Origin of the sequence: Spirillospora albida (assembly GCF_000718255.1) — a bacterium.
Taxonomy (GTDB): domain Bacteria; phylum Actinomycetota; class Actinomycetes; order Streptosporangiales; family Streptosporangiaceae; genus Spirillospora; species Spirillospora albida.
In genome coordinates this window covers 144,775-160,237 of record NZ_JOFJ01000011.1, presented here as the reverse complement: position 1 = coordinate 160,237, position 15,463 = coordinate 144,775, and the positions used below count along the sequence as shown (strand labels likewise).

14 protein-coding genes and 1 tRNA gene are annotated in these 15,463 nt (G+C 70.7%); 8 read left to right on the top strand and 7 right to left on the bottom strand.

Annotation, left to right across the window (positions count from 1 at the left end; genetic code table 11):
• Positions 1-24 precede the first annotated feature (24 nt).
• A tRNA-Gly gene (locus IE99_RS0116255) sits at positions 25-98 on the bottom strand.
• Between the two features lie 85 nt (positions 99-183).
• On the opposite strand from IE99_RS0116255, the gene dcd reads away from it, so the two are divergent.
• Positions 184-759 (top strand): dCTP deaminase, encoded by a 576-nt coding sequence (gene dcd, locus IE99_RS0116250; protein ID WP_030170767.1) that lies wholly within the window; start codon positions 184-186, stop codon positions 757-759.
• 89 nt (positions 760-848) lie between these two features.
• On the opposite strand, the gene IE99_RS0116245 is transcribed toward dcd, so the two are convergent.
• Positions 849-2,984, bottom strand: a complete 2,136-nt coding sequence (locus tag IE99_RS0116245) for a (Fe-S)-binding protein (RefSeq protein WP_030170765.1) — start codon at positions 2,982-2,984, stop codon at positions 849-851.
• 272 nt (positions 2,985-3,256) lie between these two features.
• On the opposite strand from IE99_RS0116245, the gene IE99_RS0116240 reads away from it, so the two are divergent.
• Both IE99_RS0116240 and IE99_RS0116235 read left to right on the top strand, forming a co-directional pair.
• Positions 3,257-3,835 carry a TIGR03086 family metal-binding protein gene (locus tag IE99_RS0116240; RefSeq protein WP_030170762.1) on the top strand — a complete coding sequence of 193 codons (579 nt, stop codon included), beginning with the start codon at positions 3,257-3,259 and terminating at the stop codon, positions 3,833-3,835.
• A 132-nt stretch (positions 3,836-3,967) separates the two neighbouring features.
• On the top strand, positions 3,968-5,491 hold the full coding sequence (locus IE99_RS0116235; protein WP_030170759.1) for a 3-hydroxyacyl-CoA dehydrogenase: 1,524 nt from the start codon (positions 3,968-3,970) through the stop codon (positions 5,489-5,491).
• Positions 5,492-5,591: 100 nt separating this feature from the next.
• Here IE99_RS0116235 and IE99_RS30380 read toward each other — a convergent pair whose 3' ends face one another.
• Positions 5,592-5,882: an RNA polymerase sigma factor gene (locus tag IE99_RS30380; protein ID WP_030170755.1), complete on the bottom strand. Its 291-nt coding sequence runs from the start codon at positions 5,880-5,882 to the stop codon at positions 5,592-5,594.
• Between the two features lie 371 nt (positions 5,883-6,253).
• Here IE99_RS30380 and dnaK point away from each other — a divergent pair, with 371 nt between their 5' ends.
• The 5 genes from dnaK to clpB all read left to right on the top strand — a co-directional run bounded on the left by dnaK (position 6,254) and on the right by clpB (position 13,166).
• Positions 6,254-8,110, top strand: a complete 1,857-nt coding sequence (gene dnaK / locus IE99_RS0116225; RefSeq protein WP_030170746.1) for a molecular chaperone DnaK — start codon at positions 6,254-6,256, stop codon at positions 8,108-8,110.
• Between the two features lie 2 nt (positions 8,111-8,112).
• Positions 8,113-8,721, top strand: a complete 609-nt coding sequence (grpE, locus tag IE99_RS0116220; RefSeq protein WP_037559504.1) for a nucleotide exchange factor GrpE — start codon at positions 8,113-8,115, stop codon at positions 8,719-8,721.
• Between the two features lie 93 nt (positions 8,722-8,814).
• A complete protein-coding gene (gene dnaJ / locus IE99_RS0116215; RefSeq protein ID WP_030170741.1) occupies positions 8,815-9,972 on the top strand; it encodes a molecular chaperone DnaJ in 1,158 nt (385 codons plus the stop codon).
• Positions 9,973-10,094: 122 nt separating this feature from the next.
• Complete coding sequence (locus IE99_RS0116210) at positions 10,095-10,544, top strand: heat shock protein transcriptional repressor HspR (protein ID WP_030170738.1); 450 nt, start codon at positions 10,095-10,097, stop codon at positions 10,542-10,544.
• Positions 10,545-10,568: 24 nt separating this feature from the next.
• Positions 10,569-13,166: an ATP-dependent chaperone ClpB gene (clpB, locus tag IE99_RS0116205; protein ID WP_030170735.1), complete on the top strand. Its 2,598-nt coding sequence runs from the start codon at positions 10,569-10,571 to the stop codon at positions 13,164-13,166.
• A gap of 98 nt (positions 13,167-13,264) precedes the next feature.
• On the opposite strand, the gene IE99_RS0116200 is transcribed toward clpB, so the two are convergent.
• From IE99_RS0116200 to IE99_RS0116185, 4 genes are read right to left on the bottom strand one after another with little or no spacing between them, the layout of a single operon-like run.
• Complete coding sequence (locus IE99_RS0116200) at positions 13,265-13,636, bottom strand: hypothetical protein (protein WP_030170733.1); 372 nt, start codon at positions 13,634-13,636, stop codon at positions 13,265-13,267.
• 47 nt (positions 13,637-13,683) lie between these two features.
• Entirely contained in the window at positions 13,684-14,079 is a 396-nt protein-coding gene (locus IE99_RS0116195; protein WP_245623229.1) for a roadblock/LC7 domain-containing protein, read from the bottom strand.
• A gap of 49 nt (positions 14,080-14,128) precedes the next feature.
• Complete coding sequence (locus IE99_RS29270; protein WP_051712572.1) at positions 14,129-14,836, bottom strand: hypothetical protein; 708 nt, start codon at positions 14,834-14,836, stop codon at positions 14,129-14,131.
• Between the two features lies 1 nt (position 14,837).
• Positions 14,838-15,227, bottom strand: a complete 390-nt coding sequence (locus tag IE99_RS0116185; protein ID WP_245623228.1) for a hypothetical protein — start codon at positions 15,225-15,227, stop codon at positions 14,838-14,840.
• Between the last annotated feature and the right edge of the window lie 236 nt (positions 15,228-15,463).

Below are 15,463 nucleotides of genomic sequence, written 5' to 3'. Positions count from 1 at the left end.
TGTCCCTGGCCTGGGCCTTCGTGGTGGAGCGGGTGACGGGAATCGAACCCGCGCTGTCAGCTTGGGAAGCTGAAGTTCTACCATTGAACTACACCCGCGTGGGCGGTGGGTTGCCGCCGCGTGGACATCGTACCGGATCCGCCGTGTGCGCGTTGCGGGGTTTCAGCCGGTAGCGTTTCGGGCGTGCTGCTCTCCGATCGTGACATCAGGTCCCAGCTCGAGGCCGGACGGGTGAGGATCGACCCGTTCGAGCCGGACATGGTCCAGCCGTCCAGTGTGGACGTCAGGCTGGACCGGTACTTCCGGGTCTTCGAGAACCACCGGTATCCGCACATCGACCCGGCGATCGAGCAGAGCGATCTGACGCGGCCCGTCGAGGTGGAGGCGGACGAGGCGTTCGTGCTGCATCCCGGGGAGTTCGTGCTCGCCTCGACGTACGAGGTGTTCGCGCTGCCGGACGATCTCGCGGCGCGGCTGGAGGGGAAGAGCTCGCTGGGGCGGCTCGGGCTGCTGACGCACTCGACGGCCGGGTGGATCGATCCCGGGTTCACGGGGCATGTGACGCTGGAGCTGTCGAACGTGGCGACGCTGCCGATCATGCTGTGGCCGGGGATGAAGATCGGGCAGATGTGTCTGTTCCGGACGAGTTCGCCGGCGGAGTACCCGTACGGGTCGGAGAAGTACGGGTCGCGTTACCAGGGCCAGCGGGGGCCGACGCCGTCGCGGTCGTACCTGAACTTCCACAGGACCAAGGTGTAGCCGTCGATCCCAGGGCCGCCGCCATCGCGGCGGCGCATGGGAAAACGGCCCCGTTCCCACTGGGAACGGGGCCGTTTCGTGTCGGTGCCCTATTCGGCGGGGACGGGCTCCTTCTCGCCCTTGATGGAGCGGATCAGGAGCTGGGAGACGTCGACGACCTCCAGCGTCTCCTTGGCCGCGCCCTCGTTCTTCTTCTCGTTGATGGCGTCACCGAGCATGACGAGGCAGAACGGGCAGGCGGTGGAGACGGTGTCGGGGTTGGTCTCCAGGGCCTCGTCCACGCGCTCGGTGTTGATGCGCTTGCCGATGCGCTCTTCCATCCACATCCGCGCGCCGCCGGCGCCGCAGCAGAAGCCGCGGTCCTTGTGGCGGTGCATCTCCTGCGTCTTGACGCCGGGGACGGTCGCCATGATGTCGCGCGGCTGCTTGTAGACCTTGTTGTGGCGGCCCAGGAAGCAGGGGTCGTGGTAGGTGATGTTCTCCTCGATCGGCGCGACCGGGGTGAGCTTGCCCTCCTCGACCAGGTGCGCGAGCAGCTGCGTGTGGTGGACGACCTCGTAGTTCCCGCCGATCTGGGGGTACTCGTTGGCGAGGGTGTTGAAGCAGTGCGGGCAGGTCGCGACGATCTTCTTCGCGCCCATCTCGTTCAGCGTCTCGACGTTCTGCTGGCCGAGCATCTGGAAGACGAACTCCATGCCGAGGCGGCGGGCCGGGTCACCGGTGCACGCCTCCATGGGGCCGAGGACGGCGAACTTGACGCCCGCGATGTGAAGCAGTTCGGCGACGGCCTTGGTGGTCTTCTTGGCGCGGTCCTCGAGGGCGCCGGCGCAGCCGACCCAGAAGAGGTACTCGGTGTCCTCGGGGAGCTTCTCGTCCGCGACCTCGACCTCGAAGTCGAGCTCCTCGATCCACTCGAGGCGCTTCATCTCGGACATGCCCCACGGGTTGCCCTTGTTCTCGAGGTTCTTCAGCATGACGCCGGCCTCGGACGGGAACGAGGACTCGATCATGACCTGGAAGCGGCGCATGTCCAGGATGTGGTCGATGTGCTCGATGTCGACGGGGCACTGCTCGACGCAGGCGCCGCAGTTGGTGCAGGACCACAGGACGTCGGGGTGGATGACGCCGTCCTCGGCGACGAGCTCCTTGTCGACCTGCATGGCGAGCTTCTGCTCGTCCGTGAACTTCTCGCGCTCCTCTTCGGACGCGGTGAAGTAGGGGGCCTTGGCGAGCGCGTGGTCGCGCAGCTCCAGGATGACCATCTTCGGGGACAGCGGCTTGCCGGTGTTCCAGGCGGGGCACTGCGACTGGCAGCGACCGCACTCGGTGCAGGTCGCCATGTCGAGGAAGCCCTTCCAGGTGAAGTCCTCGATCTTGCCGCGGCCGAAGGTGTCCTCGTCCGGGTCGGCCTCCTCGAAGTCGAGGGGCTTGCCGCCGGACATCATCGGCATGGCGGCGCCGAGGCCGTCCGGGCGCCGCTTGAACATGACGTTCAGCGGGGCGAGGAAGATGTGGAGGTGCTTGGAGTTGACGACGAAGACCAGGAAGATCAGCGCGACGCCGATGTGGGCCAGCAGGCCGACCGACTCGAGGATCTCCAGGGTCTTGTCGCTCTCGATGCCCTCGAAGAGGTTGCCGGTGAGGTGCGAGAAGTAGGCGGCCTTGTTGTAGCCGAAGTTGCCGCGCGCGACCTCGACGCCCCGGAAGAAGAACATCGTCCAGATCACGTTGAAGATCATGAACAGCGTGATCCAGGCGCCGGACAGGTGCGAGCCCTTGAACCGCGACTTGCGGCCGATCCGCTTCGGCGAGTTCTTCACGCGGATCGCGACGAAGACGGCGAGGCCGGCGGCGCAGGCGAGGGCGATGGTGTCCTGGACGAAGCCGATCGGGCCCCACGTCTGAAGGAACGGGATGTGGGCCTCGAGGCCGAACAGCAGCTGGACGGCCGCTTCGCCGTAGACCGTGGCCAGCAGGAAGAAGGCCCACATGACGGCGGCGTGCGCGGCGCCGGCGACGGTCCACTTCAGCAGCTTGCGCTGGCCGAGGACCTCGGTCACCTGGCCTTCGATGTCGGCCTTCGGGTCACGCTTGACCTGCAGGACGCGCTCGGGGTCGGGCTGTCCGCTCTTGGCTATCCTGGCGAGGAACAGCACGCGCCGTCCCGCGAGCGCCAAGGCGACCGCCGCTCCGGCGAGCCCAATGACCAACGTGATCCAGAACACTGTTCCGTCCTCCTGGGGTACGGGCGTAGGCAGTCAGCGTAGGGCTCGCGAAAGACTGCCCTTCAGTCGGGGCCCGAATACTACTCGGGAGTAGCTCACGGGTCACATGTACGGGTCGGCGCCGTCGCGGACCAGCACCGGAGCGTACCGGGCGCCCACCCACCGCTACTACCCCGCGCCGACGCGCCGACGCGCGGCACGAGTATCGATGAATTCCGGGCCTCCCCGGAGTCCCGTCCTGAGGAACGGGACCCGTCCGAGGAGGAGACATCATGATCGATCACGGCCCCGCCGCCAGGCGGCTCGCCGCGCTGCTGCCCGCGATCCCGGACAGCGCGCTGACCGGGCCGACCCCCTGCGCCGACCTGGACGTCGCCACGCTGCTCGACCACGTCCACGGGCTGGCGATCGCGTTCCGGCAGGCCGCCGCCAAGGACCTGGACGGCCCGTCGCAGCCGCCGGAGTTCGGCGCGTCGTCGCTCGACCCGGAGTGGCGCACCCGGATCCCGGAACTGCTGGACGACCTCGTCGCGGCCTGGCAGGCCCCGGACGCGTGGACCGGCATGACCGAGGCGGGCGGCGTTCAGCTGCCCGGCGATGTCGCCGGATCCGTCGCGCTGAACGAGCTGATCGTGCACGGCTGGGACCTCGCCCGCGCCACCGGCCGGCCCTACACGGCCGGCGAGGACGAGGTCGAAGCGTGCCTGGAGTTCGTCCGTCCGGCCGTGGAGGAGACCGGCGGCAAGGGCGTCGACGGCCTGTTCGGCCCGGCCGTCCCCGTCCCCGGCGATGCCGCGCCGCTCGACCGGCTGCTCGGGCTCACCGGACGCGACCCGTCCTGGACGCCCTGAGCCGGATCCGCGACGGCGTCGCCGCGTTGGTCCGGTGCACACCTTTCCGGCCGGCGGTCGCGCGCACGGCACCATCTGGATTGAATGCCGGCCGGGGTGGAACATGGCACGACGTTGATCGAGGAGGCGGCCATGGAGTGGCGGGCGACGACGGTCCGGGTGATCGGGGCCGGGGTGATGGGGCGGGGGATCGCGCAGCTCGCCGCGGCGGGCGGGCTGACCGTGGAGCTGGCCGACGTCCGGATGGAGGCGGTGGTCGGCGCGACGGAGCACATCGGCGGCGTGTTCGACCGGCTGGTGCGCAAGGGCCGGATGAGCGCCGAGGAGGCGGAGGCCGCCAAGGGACGGCTCGTGCCGGTCGGTGAGCCGCTGACCCCGTTCCAGGACTGCGATCTCGTGGTGGAGGCCGTCCGCGAGGACATGGACACCAAGCGGGAGCTGTTCAGATCCCTGGAGAAGGTCTGCCCGGAGCACACGATCCTGGCGACCAACACCAGTTCGCTGCCGGTGACGGCCATCGCGGCGGCGCTGGAGGACCCGTCCCGGGTGGTGGGGCTCCACTTCTTCAACCCGGTGCCGTTGATGCGTCTCGTGGAGGTGATTCCGGGCGCGCGCACGGCCGGGTGGATCCCGGACGCCCTCTGCAGGCTGGTGAGGAGTCTCGGCCACGAGCCCGTGCTCGCGCCGGACGCACCCGGGTTCCTGGTCAACCACGCCGGGCGCGGTCTGGTGACGGAGGCCCTGCAGATCCTGTCCGAGGGGATCGCCGAACCCGTCGACATCGACCGCATCGCGCGGGACGTCCTCGGCCTCAAGATGGGCCCTTGCGAGTTGCTCGACCTCACGGGGATGGACGTCTCCCATCCCGTCATGGAGTCCATCTGGACGGGGTTCTACACGGAGCCGCGGTTCCGTCCGTCCAGGATCGGGAGGGCGCGCCTCGAGGCCGGCCTGTACGGGCGCAAGACGGGCGAGGGTTTCTACACGTACGTGGACGGCGCCAAGCAGGAGCCTCCGGAGGTCACGCCCCCGGTGGTGGAGCCGCGGCCCGTCTGGGTGCACCCGGACGTCCGTGAGGAGCTGGGGGCGCTGCTCTCCAGTGCCGGAGTGGAGGTCGAGTCGGGCGAGAGGCCGTCCGATGACGCCGTCGTGCTCGTCGCCCCGTTCGGACAGAGCACGGTGGACGCGGCCAAGGGCCTCCCCCTGGAGCGCACCCTGGGCGTCGACCCGTTCGGCGGGTTCTTCACCCGCCTGACGGTGATGGCGCATCCGGGCGTCGACAGAGACGCGGGCCGCGCCGGGATCGCCGCCCTGGCGGCCCCGGGACGCGCCGTGACGGTCGTCCGCGACGCCCCCGCGCCCGTGGCGCAACGGCTCCTCGCCTCGGTCGTGAACGTGGGCTGCGGCATCGCCGAGCAGCGCCTCGCGCGCCCGCGGGACGTCGACACCGCCGTCCGGCTGGGCCTCGGCTACCCGCGCGGCCCGCTGGAGTGGGGCGACCACGAGGGCGCCGGCCGTGTCCTGCGCATCCTGCGCGGTCTGCACGGCGCCACCGGCGACCCCCGCTACCGGCCGAGCACCTGGCTGACCGAGCGCGCCGCGCTCGCGCTCCCGCTGGCCGAGCCGGGCACGGGCCCGGCCGACCTCCTGGCCTGACGGCACGCCGCCCTCCGCGCCCTCGGGCGGAGGGCGGCGCCGGACGGTCAGAAGGGCAGCGTCGCGGGGGGCTTCGGCTCGGCGTCGGTCCAGCCCTAGGTCAGGTCCGCGAGCGCGACCAGCAGCAGGACGTCCCGGTCGCCACCGTCCCGCGCGCCGGGTCGAAGCGGCCGCGCTTGCGGAACGCGGCGAGGAACGTCTCGGCGGCGACGTCGTCCGCCGCGTCCGTGCCGAGGCGGCGGGCGGCGTAGCCGTGGATCGCGGTGAAGTGCCGGTGGAAGATGTCCGCGAACGCGGCGGGTTCGTGCCGCGAGCGGATGATCGCCTCCGCGTCGGAGGCGTCCGCGTCGGAGGCGTCCCCGCCGGAATCCGGCGGGTGCTGATGGGCCATGGGGTGATCCTCGCTGTCGGGGGGACGCGTCGGGAAACGCGTGGTCACCCTGTTCTCAGCCGATCCCCCGATCCGCCTTCACGCGGGACCGAGGAGAGGCCGGCCGTCCTGCGTCCGTCTCGTAGCTCCGGACGACGCCGCCTCCTCCTCGCGGCCGATCTCTCACATGGAACGGCCCCGTACGGGAACCGGAATACCCGGCTCAACCGTCTTGTTGGTAAGGACGTCAGCAAAGTTGAGTCTCCCCGACTCAAGTGATTTGACAGGGAGCGGCCCGGACGGCACTCTTGCGAAGCAGAGAGCAACGGCCGGCCGCCCCGTCCAGGTGACGGCCGGGGTGACACAGCGGCACACGACGGAGGACGAGAGACATGGCACGTGCGGTCGGCATCGACCTCGGGACGACCAACTCGGTCGTCGCGATCCTGGAGGGCGGCGAGCCCACCGTCATCGCCAACGCGGAGGGGTCGCGGACCACGCCGTCCGTCGTCGCCTTCGCCAAGAACGGCGAGGTCCTGGTGGGCGAGGTCGCCAAGCGGCAGGCGGTGACCAACGTCGACCGGACCATCCGGTCGGTCAAGCGCGAGATGGGCACCGACTGGAAGACCACCCTCGACGGCAAGGACTTCACCCCGCAGCAGATCAGCGCGTTCGTGCTGCAGAAGCTGAAGCGGGACGCCGAGTCCTACCTCGGTGAGACCGTCACCGACGCGGTCATCACCGTCCCGGCGTACTTCTCCGACCACCAGCGGCAGGCCACCAAGGAGGCCGGCCAGATCGCGGGCCTCAACGTCCTGCGCATCATCAACGAGCCGACCTCGGCGGCGCTGGCGTACCACCTGGAGAAGGAGAACGAGGCCACCATCCTGGTGTTCGACCTCGGCGGCGGCACGTTCGACGTGTCCCTCCTGGAGGTCGGCGACGGCGTGGTCGAGGTCAAGGCCACCTCCGGCGACAACCACCTCGGCGGCGACGACTGGGACCAGAAGGTCGTCGAGTGGCTGGTCGAGAAGTTCAAGAACGCCAACGGCGTCGACCTGTCCAAGGACAAGATGGCGCTCCAGCGGCTGCGCGAGGCCGCGGAGAAGGCGAAGATCGAGCTGTCCGGCTCGTCCGAGACGCAGATCAACCTGCCCTACATCACCGCGTCCAGCGAGGGCCCGCTGCACCTGGACGAGAAGCTCAGCCGCGCCGAGTTCCAGCGCCTGACCAGCGACCTGCTGGAGCGGACGAAGGCGCCGTTCCACCAGGTCCTCAAGGACGCCGGGATCACCGTCGGCCAGATCGACCAGGTCGTCATGGTCGGCGGCTCGACCCGCATGCCGGCCGTCACCGAGCTCGTGAAGGAGCTCACCGGCGGCAAGGAGCCGAACAAGGGCGTCAACCCCGACGAGGTCGTCGCGATCGGCGCCAGCCTCCAGGCCGGTGTGCTGAAGGGCGAGGTCAAGGACGTCCTGCTGCTGGACGTGACCCCGCTGAGCCTCGGCATCGAGACCAAGGGCGGCATCTTCACCAAGATCATCGAGCGGAACACGACGATCCCGACCAAGCGCTCGGAGACGTTCACCACCGCCGACGACAACCAGCCGTCCGTGGAGATCCAGGTCTACCAGGGCGAGCGCGACATCGCCGCGTACAACAAGAAGCTCGGCACCTTCCAGCTGACCGGCCTGCCGCCCGCGCCGCGCGGCGTCCCGCAGATCGAGGTCACCTTCGACATCGACGCCAACGGCATCGTGAACGTGTCCGCGAAGGACCAGGGCACCGGCCGCGAGCAGTCGATGGTCATCACCGGCGGCAGCGCGCTGCCGAAGGATGACATCGAGAAGATGATGCGCGAGGCCGAGCAGTTCGCCGAGGAGGACCGCCGGCGCAAGGAGGAGGCCGAGGTCCGCAACCAGGCCGACACCCTCGCGTACTCGTCCGAGAAGTTCCTGCGGGAGAACGACGAGAAGGTCCCCGCGGAGCTGAAGACCGAGGTGAGCGACGCGGTCGCCGAGGTGAAGAAGGCCCTCGAGGGCACCGACATCGACGCCATCAAGAACAGCACCGAGAAGCTGTCGCAGGTGAGCCAGAAGATGGGTGCCGCGCTCTACGCGCAGAACGCCGAGGGCGCCCAGGCCGACGCGCAGGACCACGGCCCGACCGCGGACGCCCAGGAGCCGCAGGACGACGAGGTCGTCGACGCCGAGATCGTCGACGAGGACAAGCCGAAGGGCGGTGCCTGACCGTGACCTCACCCACCGAGGGCGAGGAGCGCGAGGGGCCGGTGATCCGGGACCGGCGGCGCATCGATCCGGAGACGGGTCAGGTCCGGGACGCCGCGGCCGGTGAGCAGCCGGCCGCCGGGGCCCCGGCCCAGGAGGGCGCCGCGGACGCGTCCGAGGTCGCCGGGCTCAAGGAGCAGCTGGCCGAGCGCCTCGCCGACCTGCAGCGGCTGAAGGCCGAGTACGACAACTACCGCAAGCGCGTCGAGCGGGACCGGGTCGCGGTCCGGGAGCAGGCGCTCGGGCAGGTGCTGTCCGAGCTGCTCCCGGTGCTGGACGACATCGGCCGCGCCCGCGACCACGACGAGCTGACCGGCGGCTTCAAGTCCGTCGCGGAGGCCCTGGAGGCGGTCACGGGCAAGCTCGGGCTGGAGCGGTTCGGGGGCAAGGGCGAGCCGTTCGACCCGAACGTCCACGAGGCGATGATGCACGCGTACTCGGCGGACGTGACGGAGACGAGCGTCGCGGACGTCTTCCAGCCCGGCTACCGCATCGGGGAGCGGGTCCTGCGGCCCGCGCGCGTGGCGGTGGCCGAACCCGAGACCGGCACCGGAGCCGGAGCCGGCGAGTGATCCGCGGTCCCGTCCCGGCCGGTGCGGCCGGGACGGGGCCGCCGGGTCCGGCAACGACCTGTAGCAAGTGGCGAGAGCAGAGAGCGGGGCGCCGTGAGCACCAAGGACTACCTGGAGAAGGACTACTACAAGGTTCTCGGTGTCGCGAAGACGTCCTCGCAGGAGGAGATCAAGAAGGCGTACCGGAAGCTGGCCCGCAAGTACCACCCGGACGCGAACAAGGGCGACACGGACGCCGAGGAGCGCTTCAAGGAGATCTCCGAGGCGTACGACGTCCTGTCGGATGAGAAGCGCCGCAAGGAGTACGACGGCGTCCGGTCGATGCCGGGCGGGTTCCGCGGCCAGCAGGGCGGCGGCTTCCCCTTCGACCTGGGCGACATCTTCGGGCAGCAGGGCACGCAGACGAGCGGCACCGGGGAGCGGATCGGCGACCTGTTCGGCGGTCTGTTCAACCGGGGCGCCGGCACCCGGACCGGGACCCGTCGGCCCCGCCGCGGCGCCGACGTCGAGACCGACGTGACGCTGAGCTTCGGCCGCGCGATGGAGGGCGTCACCGTCCCGATCAAGCTGAGCAGCGAGGCGGGCTGCCCGAGCTGCCGGGGAACGGGCGCGAAGGCGGGCACCGTCCCCCGGGTGTGCCCGAGCTGCGAGGGCACCGGCCACGAGACCCGCAACCTCGGCAACTTCGGGTTCCAGGAGCCGTGCCGGGAGTGCCGGGGCCGGGGTCTCGTCGTGGACGACCCGTGCCCCGTGTGCCACGGCAGCGGCCGCAAGCAGTCGGACCGGACGATCCAGGCGCGCGTGCCGGCGGGCGTCGCGGACGGCCAGAAGATCCGCCTTAAGGGCAGGGGCGCGCCGGGTGAGAACGGCGGCGCGGCCGGCGACCTGTACGTCAACATCAAGGTGCGTCCGCACAGGCTGTTCGGCCGGTCGGGCGACAACCTGACGATGACGGTCCCGGTGACGTTCCCGGAGGCGGCGCTCGGCGCGGAGATCCGCGTCCCGACGTTCCGGGGCCAGCCCGTGACGCTGCGGCTCCCGGAGGGCACCCCGAACGGCCGCACGTTCCGCGTCAAGGGCCGGGGCGCGCCCCGCCGGGACGGGACCAAGGGCGACCTGCTGGTCACGGTCGAGGTCCAGGTGCCGCAGAAGCTGGACGACCAGACCCGCGAGGCCCTGCTGAAGCTCCGCGCCGCCGGCGCCGGGGACGACCTGCGCGCCGACCTCCTCCAGCAGGCCAGGCAGGAGTGACCCGTGGGCAGTGCGAGCGGCCGCGCGGCGGCTGGACTGAGGAGCGCAGGGAGCCTGCGACCGGAGCGACGAGGGAAGCCGTCGCGTGAAGCGGCCGCTCGCCGCCGAGCGGAGGCGAGGCCATGAACGGGGACGCGTTCGGTGACGACACCCCCGTCTACGTGATCTCGGTGGCGGCGCAGCTGTCCGGGCTCCATCCGCAGACGCTGCGGACGTACGACCGGATGGGGCTCGTCTCGCCCGGCCGGACGGCCGGGCGGGGCCGCCGCTACTCGATGCGCGACATCGTGCTCCTGCGCGAGATCCAGCGGCTCTCGCAGGAGGAGGGGATCAACCTTTCCGGCATCAAGCACATCCTGGAGCTGCAGCGCGACAACGCGCGGCTCCGGGACGAGCTCGCGAAGGCGCACCGGGCGCTGGAGGAGCTCGCCAACGAACTCGAGTCGACCCGTTCCGTCGCGGCGCGCCTGGCGCAGCAGCGGCGGCACGGCGACCCCGGCGCGCCGGGGTCGGATCTGGTGCCGATCAGGCAGACCAGCGTGGTGGTGTGGCGGGATCGCCGCGACCACTGAAGTCCGGGGACCAGGGGAGCGGGCATGGATTACAAACTGACGCAGAAGAGCCAGGAGGCTCTGTCGATCGCGGTCCGCCGGGCCGCGTCCGAGGGGAACCCGGAGGTCGAGCCGCAGCACCTGCTGGTGGCGCTGATCGGACTGCCGGACGGCACGGCGGTGCCGCTGCTGGAGGCCGTCGGCGCTGACTGGCAGGCCGTCCGGCGGCGCGCGGAGGAGCAGCTCGCGGCGCTGCCGAAGGCGCAGGGCTCGACGGTGGCGACGCCGCGGATCTCCGGGCAGCTGAACCGGACGATCACGACGGCGGCGAACCGGGCCCAGCAGCTGGAGGACGAGTACGTCTCGACCGAGCACCTCCTCGTGGGCCTGGCGGCGGACGGGGGGCCGGCGGCGGGCCTGCTGAAGGAGGCGGGGGCGGCGCCGGACGCGCTCCTGGACGCGTTCGAGAAGGTCAGGGGGCATGCCAGGGTGACGAGCGAGAACCCTGAGGGCACATACCAGTCGCTGGAGAAGTACGGCGTCGACCTGACGGCCGCGGCCCGCGACGGCCGGCTCGACCCCGTCATCGGACGGGACGCGGAGATCCGCCGGGTCGTCCAGGTGCTGTCGCGGCGCACGAAGAACAACCCGGTCCTGATCGGCGAGCCGGGCGTCGGCAAGACCGCCGTCGTCGAGGGCCTCGCGCAGCGGATCGTGGCGGGAGACGTCCCCGAGTCGCTGCGCGGCAAGCTGCTCATCTCGCTGGACCTCGGCGCGATGGTCGCGGGCGCGAAGTACCGGGGCGAGTTCGAGGAGCGGCTGAAGGCCGTCCTGAACGAGATCAAGCAGAGCGAGGGGCGGATCGTCACGTTCATCGACGAGCTGCACACCGTCGTGGGGGCGGGCGCGGCCGAGGGCGCGATGGACGCGGGCAACATGCTGAAGCCGATGCTGGCGCGGGGCGAGCTCCGCATGATCGGCGCGACGACGCTGGACGAGTACCGCGAGCGGATCGAGAAGGACCCGGCGCTGGAGCGGCGCTTCCAGCAGGTGTACGTCGGCGAGCCGTCCGTGGAGGACTCGATCGCGATCCTGCGCGGGCTCAAGGGCCGCTACGAGGCGCACCACAAGGTGCAGATCAACGACTCGGCCCTGGTGGCGGCGGCGCAGCTGTCCGACCGGTACATCACGTCCCGGTACCTGCCGGACAAGGCCATCGACCTCGTGGACGAGGCCGCGTCCCGGCTGCGCATGGAGATCGACTCGCGTCCGGTGGAGATCGACGAGCTGCAGCGCGCCGTCGACCGCCTCAAGATGGAGGAGCTGAACCTCGCCAAGGAGACCGACGAGCCGTCCCGGCAGCGCCTCGAGCGGCTCCGCGCCGACCTCGCCGACAAGCAGGAGCAGCTCAACGGCCTCAACGCCCGCTGGGAGCGGGAGAAGGCCGGGCTGAACCGCGTCGGTGAGATCAAGGAGCGGATCGACCAGCTGCGCGGCGAGGCCGAGCGGGCCCAGCGCGACGGCGACCTGGAGACGTCCGCGCGCCTCACCTACGGGGAGATCCCGGCGCTGGAGAAGCAGCTGGAGGAGGCGTCGGAGGAGGCCGAGAACCGCGACGCGATGGTGAAGGAGGAGGTCGGTCCGGACGACGTCGCCGATGTCGTCGCGTCCTGGACGGGAATCCCCGCGGGCCGCCTGATGGAGGGCGAGACAGCGAAGCTCCTGCGCATGGAGGACGAGCTGGGCCGCCGCCTCATCGGCCAGACGTCCGCGGTCAGGACCGTGTCGGACGCGGTGCGGCGCGCTCGCGCCGGCATCTCCGACCCGGACCGCCCGACCGGCTCGTTCCTGTTCCTCGGCCCGACCGGCGTCGGGAAGACGGAGCTGGCGAAGGCGCTGGCGGAGTTCCTGTTCGACGACGAGCGGGCCATGACCCGCATCGACATGAGCGAGTACTCCGAGAAGCACAGCGTCGCGCGGCTCGTCGGCGCGCCCCCCGGCTATGTCGGCTACGAGGAGGGCGGCCAGCTCACCGAGGCCGTCCGGCGGCGCCCCTACGGCGTCGTCCTGCTGGACGAGGTGGAGAAGGCGCACCCCGAGGTGTTCGACATCCTCCTTCAGGTCCTGGACGACGGCCGCCTCACCGACGGGCAGGGCCGCACGGTCGACTTCCGGAACACGATCCTCATCCTCACGTCCAACATCGGGTCGCAGTTCCTCGTCGACCCGACGCTGGAGAACGGGGCGAAGCGCGAGGCCGTGTGGAACGCGGTGCGCGGCTCGTTCAAGCCGGAGTTCCTGAACCGCCTGGACGATGTGATCCTGTTCGACGCGCTGTCGACCGCCGAGCTGACCAGCATCGTCGACCTGCAGGTCGACCGGCTCGCGGCCCGCCTCGCCGACCGCCGGCTGACCCTGCGGGTCACCGACGCGGCCCGCGAATGGCTCGCCCTCACCGGCTACGACCCGCTGTACGGGGCGCGGCCGCTGCGCCGCCTGGTACAGACCGCGATCGGCGACCAGCTGGCCCGCGGCCTGCTCGCGGGCGACATCCTGGAAGGCGACGAGGTCGTCGTGGACCGCGACGAGGCGGCCGACAAGCTGACCGTCCACCCTGTCCGCGGGCTGGTCGCCCAGCCCTGACCTCGGCCCGTACCCACGGGCGTGCGGCCTCCGCGCGTTGAACGCGCGGAGGCCGCACGGCTCGCCGGGCGTTTCAGGGCGCCGGCCCCCGGGGCGACTCAGACCTCGAGGTTCTCCTCGATGTCCTTCAACCGGTGCCGCGCGAGGGCCAGGTTGGCGCGGTTCCGGTCGAGCGCCATGTACATGAACAGCCCCTTGCCCTTCCGGCCGGTCACCGGCCTGATGATGTGGTACTGGCCGGAGAGGCTGATGAGGATGTCCTCGATCTCGTCCTTGAGGGCGAGCTGCTCCATCGTGCGGATCTTCGCCCGGACGACCTCGGTGTTCCCGGCGGCGGCGACCTGGAGGTCCAGGGCCTTCGAACTGCCGAGATGGCCGAGCGCCATCCCGCTGTTGTAGTCGACGACGGCGGCGCCGATCGCGCCGTCGACCGTCATCATGTCCTTGAGCGCGAGGTCCAGGTTCGACATGGTCTTGCCCCTCTCTGTTGGATTTCCTTGCCTTGCGTGATCGGTCGTCATGCGCGGCGCGTCGTCGGCATGAGGAGTGCCGCGATGGCGCGGGCGACGGGGCGGGATTCCAGGTGGAGCCGTCCCACGTTCACCTCGGCGCCGGCCAGCACGGTGAGCGAGGCTTCGGGCCCCGCCGAGTAGGTGACGACGTAGCCGTCGACGCCGCGGATCACCACTTCGTAGAAGGCGCCGCCGTGCGCGGTCCGCGCGATGCGGTGCGCCAGGGCGAGTCCCGACGCCGTCACGGCCGCCATCCCGGACGGCTCGACGGACGGCGGGAGGTCGTGCGCGACGAGCAGGCCGTCCGCGGAGGCGACCAGGCTGCCGGTGAGCTGCGGGATGCGGGTGCGCAGGGCCCGCAGCTCGGTCATCACGTCGGGGTCCAGCCCCTGTGCGGTCACGGCCGGATCCGCCACCTTGGCCAACCTTTCGATCAAATGTTTCAGCACGTCAGACGAGTTCCGTGAGTGCCGTCCGGAGTCGCGTGAGCAGGTCGAGGTCGGGCGGCGCCCATCCGTCCGAGAGGGTGGGGACGGGCGGCGCGGCGCGGGGCGCGGCGGGTTCGGCGGGCGCTGCCGTCTCGATGAGGCCGGCCGCCGCGAGCCCCCGGACGGCGAGCAGGCAGGGGAACGCCGCCCGGCCGAGGTCCCGCGCGAGCCGCACGGGGGTGCGCAGCCCGTCCGCGTTGAGGAGCAGTTCGGCCTGCGGTCCGGTGAGGATGACCCGCTGCCGCCGGACGCGCCGGACCGGCACCACCGGCAGGGTGTCGGCCGACGGCGACGCCCATACCGCGTCGAGGGCGGCCCGCCGCCGTTCCCCTTCGTGGACGAGCGTCGACGCGCTGACCCCCGGCCCGCCCCCTCTCACCGGGCCGGGGATGAACAGCGGCTCGGCGGGCGATCCGAGCAGGAAGTAGGCCGCGTCGAACAGGGCGAGCAGCGCGGCGAGGTCGCGGGCGTCGCCGGGCGCCGCCCCGGAGGTGTGCCGGCTCTCGGCCGCGACGACGGCGCCGTCCGCGATGTGCAGGACGCCCTCGCCCGCGAGCCGGAGGACCCCGTGGGCCCTTCGCTTCTCGAGCGTCCACAGTTCGTCGACGACCCCCGCGGCGGCTGCCGGGATCGGGGCGGAGGTGTGCGGTCTTTCGGTCGCGAGTGTCATGTCAGGCGCCCGTCATTTCGTGGACGACCTCGCGCAGCCGCAGCCGGGCGAGCGCGATGTTGCCGTTTTCCCTGTCGATGAGCAAATGGACGAGGAGATGGCCGTCGAGATCGGCTCCGGTGAGGGCGAGCAGGTGGTATCCACCGGTTCCGCAGACGATGATCTCTTCGACGTCATCGCCGGCGGGTGTCGCGCTGAACGCCGGCGTCGTGAGGATCGCGCGGACGACGTCGGTGACGCCGGCGGCGTCTTCGTGCTGGTCGATGAGGTCCTCGCGGCCCGCCGCGGCGACGGCGAGCCCGCTGGCGCAGTCGACCAGCGTCACGCGCTGGGCGCCGGGGATCGTCATCATCCGCATGAGGCAGTCCTCGATACCGGCCACAATGCCCATTCCCCCCACAGTTAATGAGAGTTGCAGGAATCATGACCATACCTCCCTCCCTGACGTTGGCCACCGGATTTCGTTAAATCGCGATAAGTTCCCTGAAGGGGAGGAGAAATACCTACCAGTATTTTTCCTCCGACCATTAAATTGCATCTCATTTCGCTATTTTCGGTCATCCGTTACGTGGCAGGATGGTCACTCTGGGTGATTCCGCTCAGAGCGTGCGCACGTTCCGTACCGGG

Coding starts and splice junctions, on each gene's coding strand:
- IE99_RS0116240 (WP_030170762.1), top strand. CDS start 3,257: ATGATCGATCACGGCCCCGCCGCCAGGCGGCTCGCCGCGCTGCTGCCC.
- IE99_RS0116235 (WP_030170759.1), top strand. CDS start 3,968: ATGGAGTGGCGGGCGACGACGGTCCGGGTGATCGGGGCCGGGGTGATG.
- IE99_RS30380 (WP_030170755.1), bottom strand. CDS start 5,882: ATGGCCCATCAGCACCCGCCGGATTCCGGCGGGGACGCCTCCGACGCG.
- dnaK (WP_030170746.1), top strand. CDS start 6,254: ATGGCACGTGCGGTCGGCATCGACCTCGGGACGACCAACTCGGTCGTC.
- IE99_RS0116210 (WP_030170738.1), top strand. CDS start 10,095: ATGAACGGGGACGCGTTCGGTGACGACACCCCCGTCTACGTGATCTCG.
- clpB (WP_030170735.1), top strand. CDS start 10,569: ATGGATTACAAACTGACGCAGAAGAGCCAGGAGGCTCTGTCGATCGCG.
- IE99_RS0116200 (WP_030170733.1), bottom strand. CDS start 13,636: ATGTCGAACCTGGACCTCGCGCTCAAGGACATGATGACGGTCGACGGC.
- IE99_RS29270 (WP_051712572.1), bottom strand. CDS start 14,836: ATGACACTCGCGACCGAAAGACCGCACACCTCCGCCCCGATCCCGGCA.
- IE99_RS0116185 (WP_245623228.1), bottom strand. CDS start 15,227: ATGGGCATTGTGGCCGGTATCGAGGACTGCCTCATGCGGATGATGACG.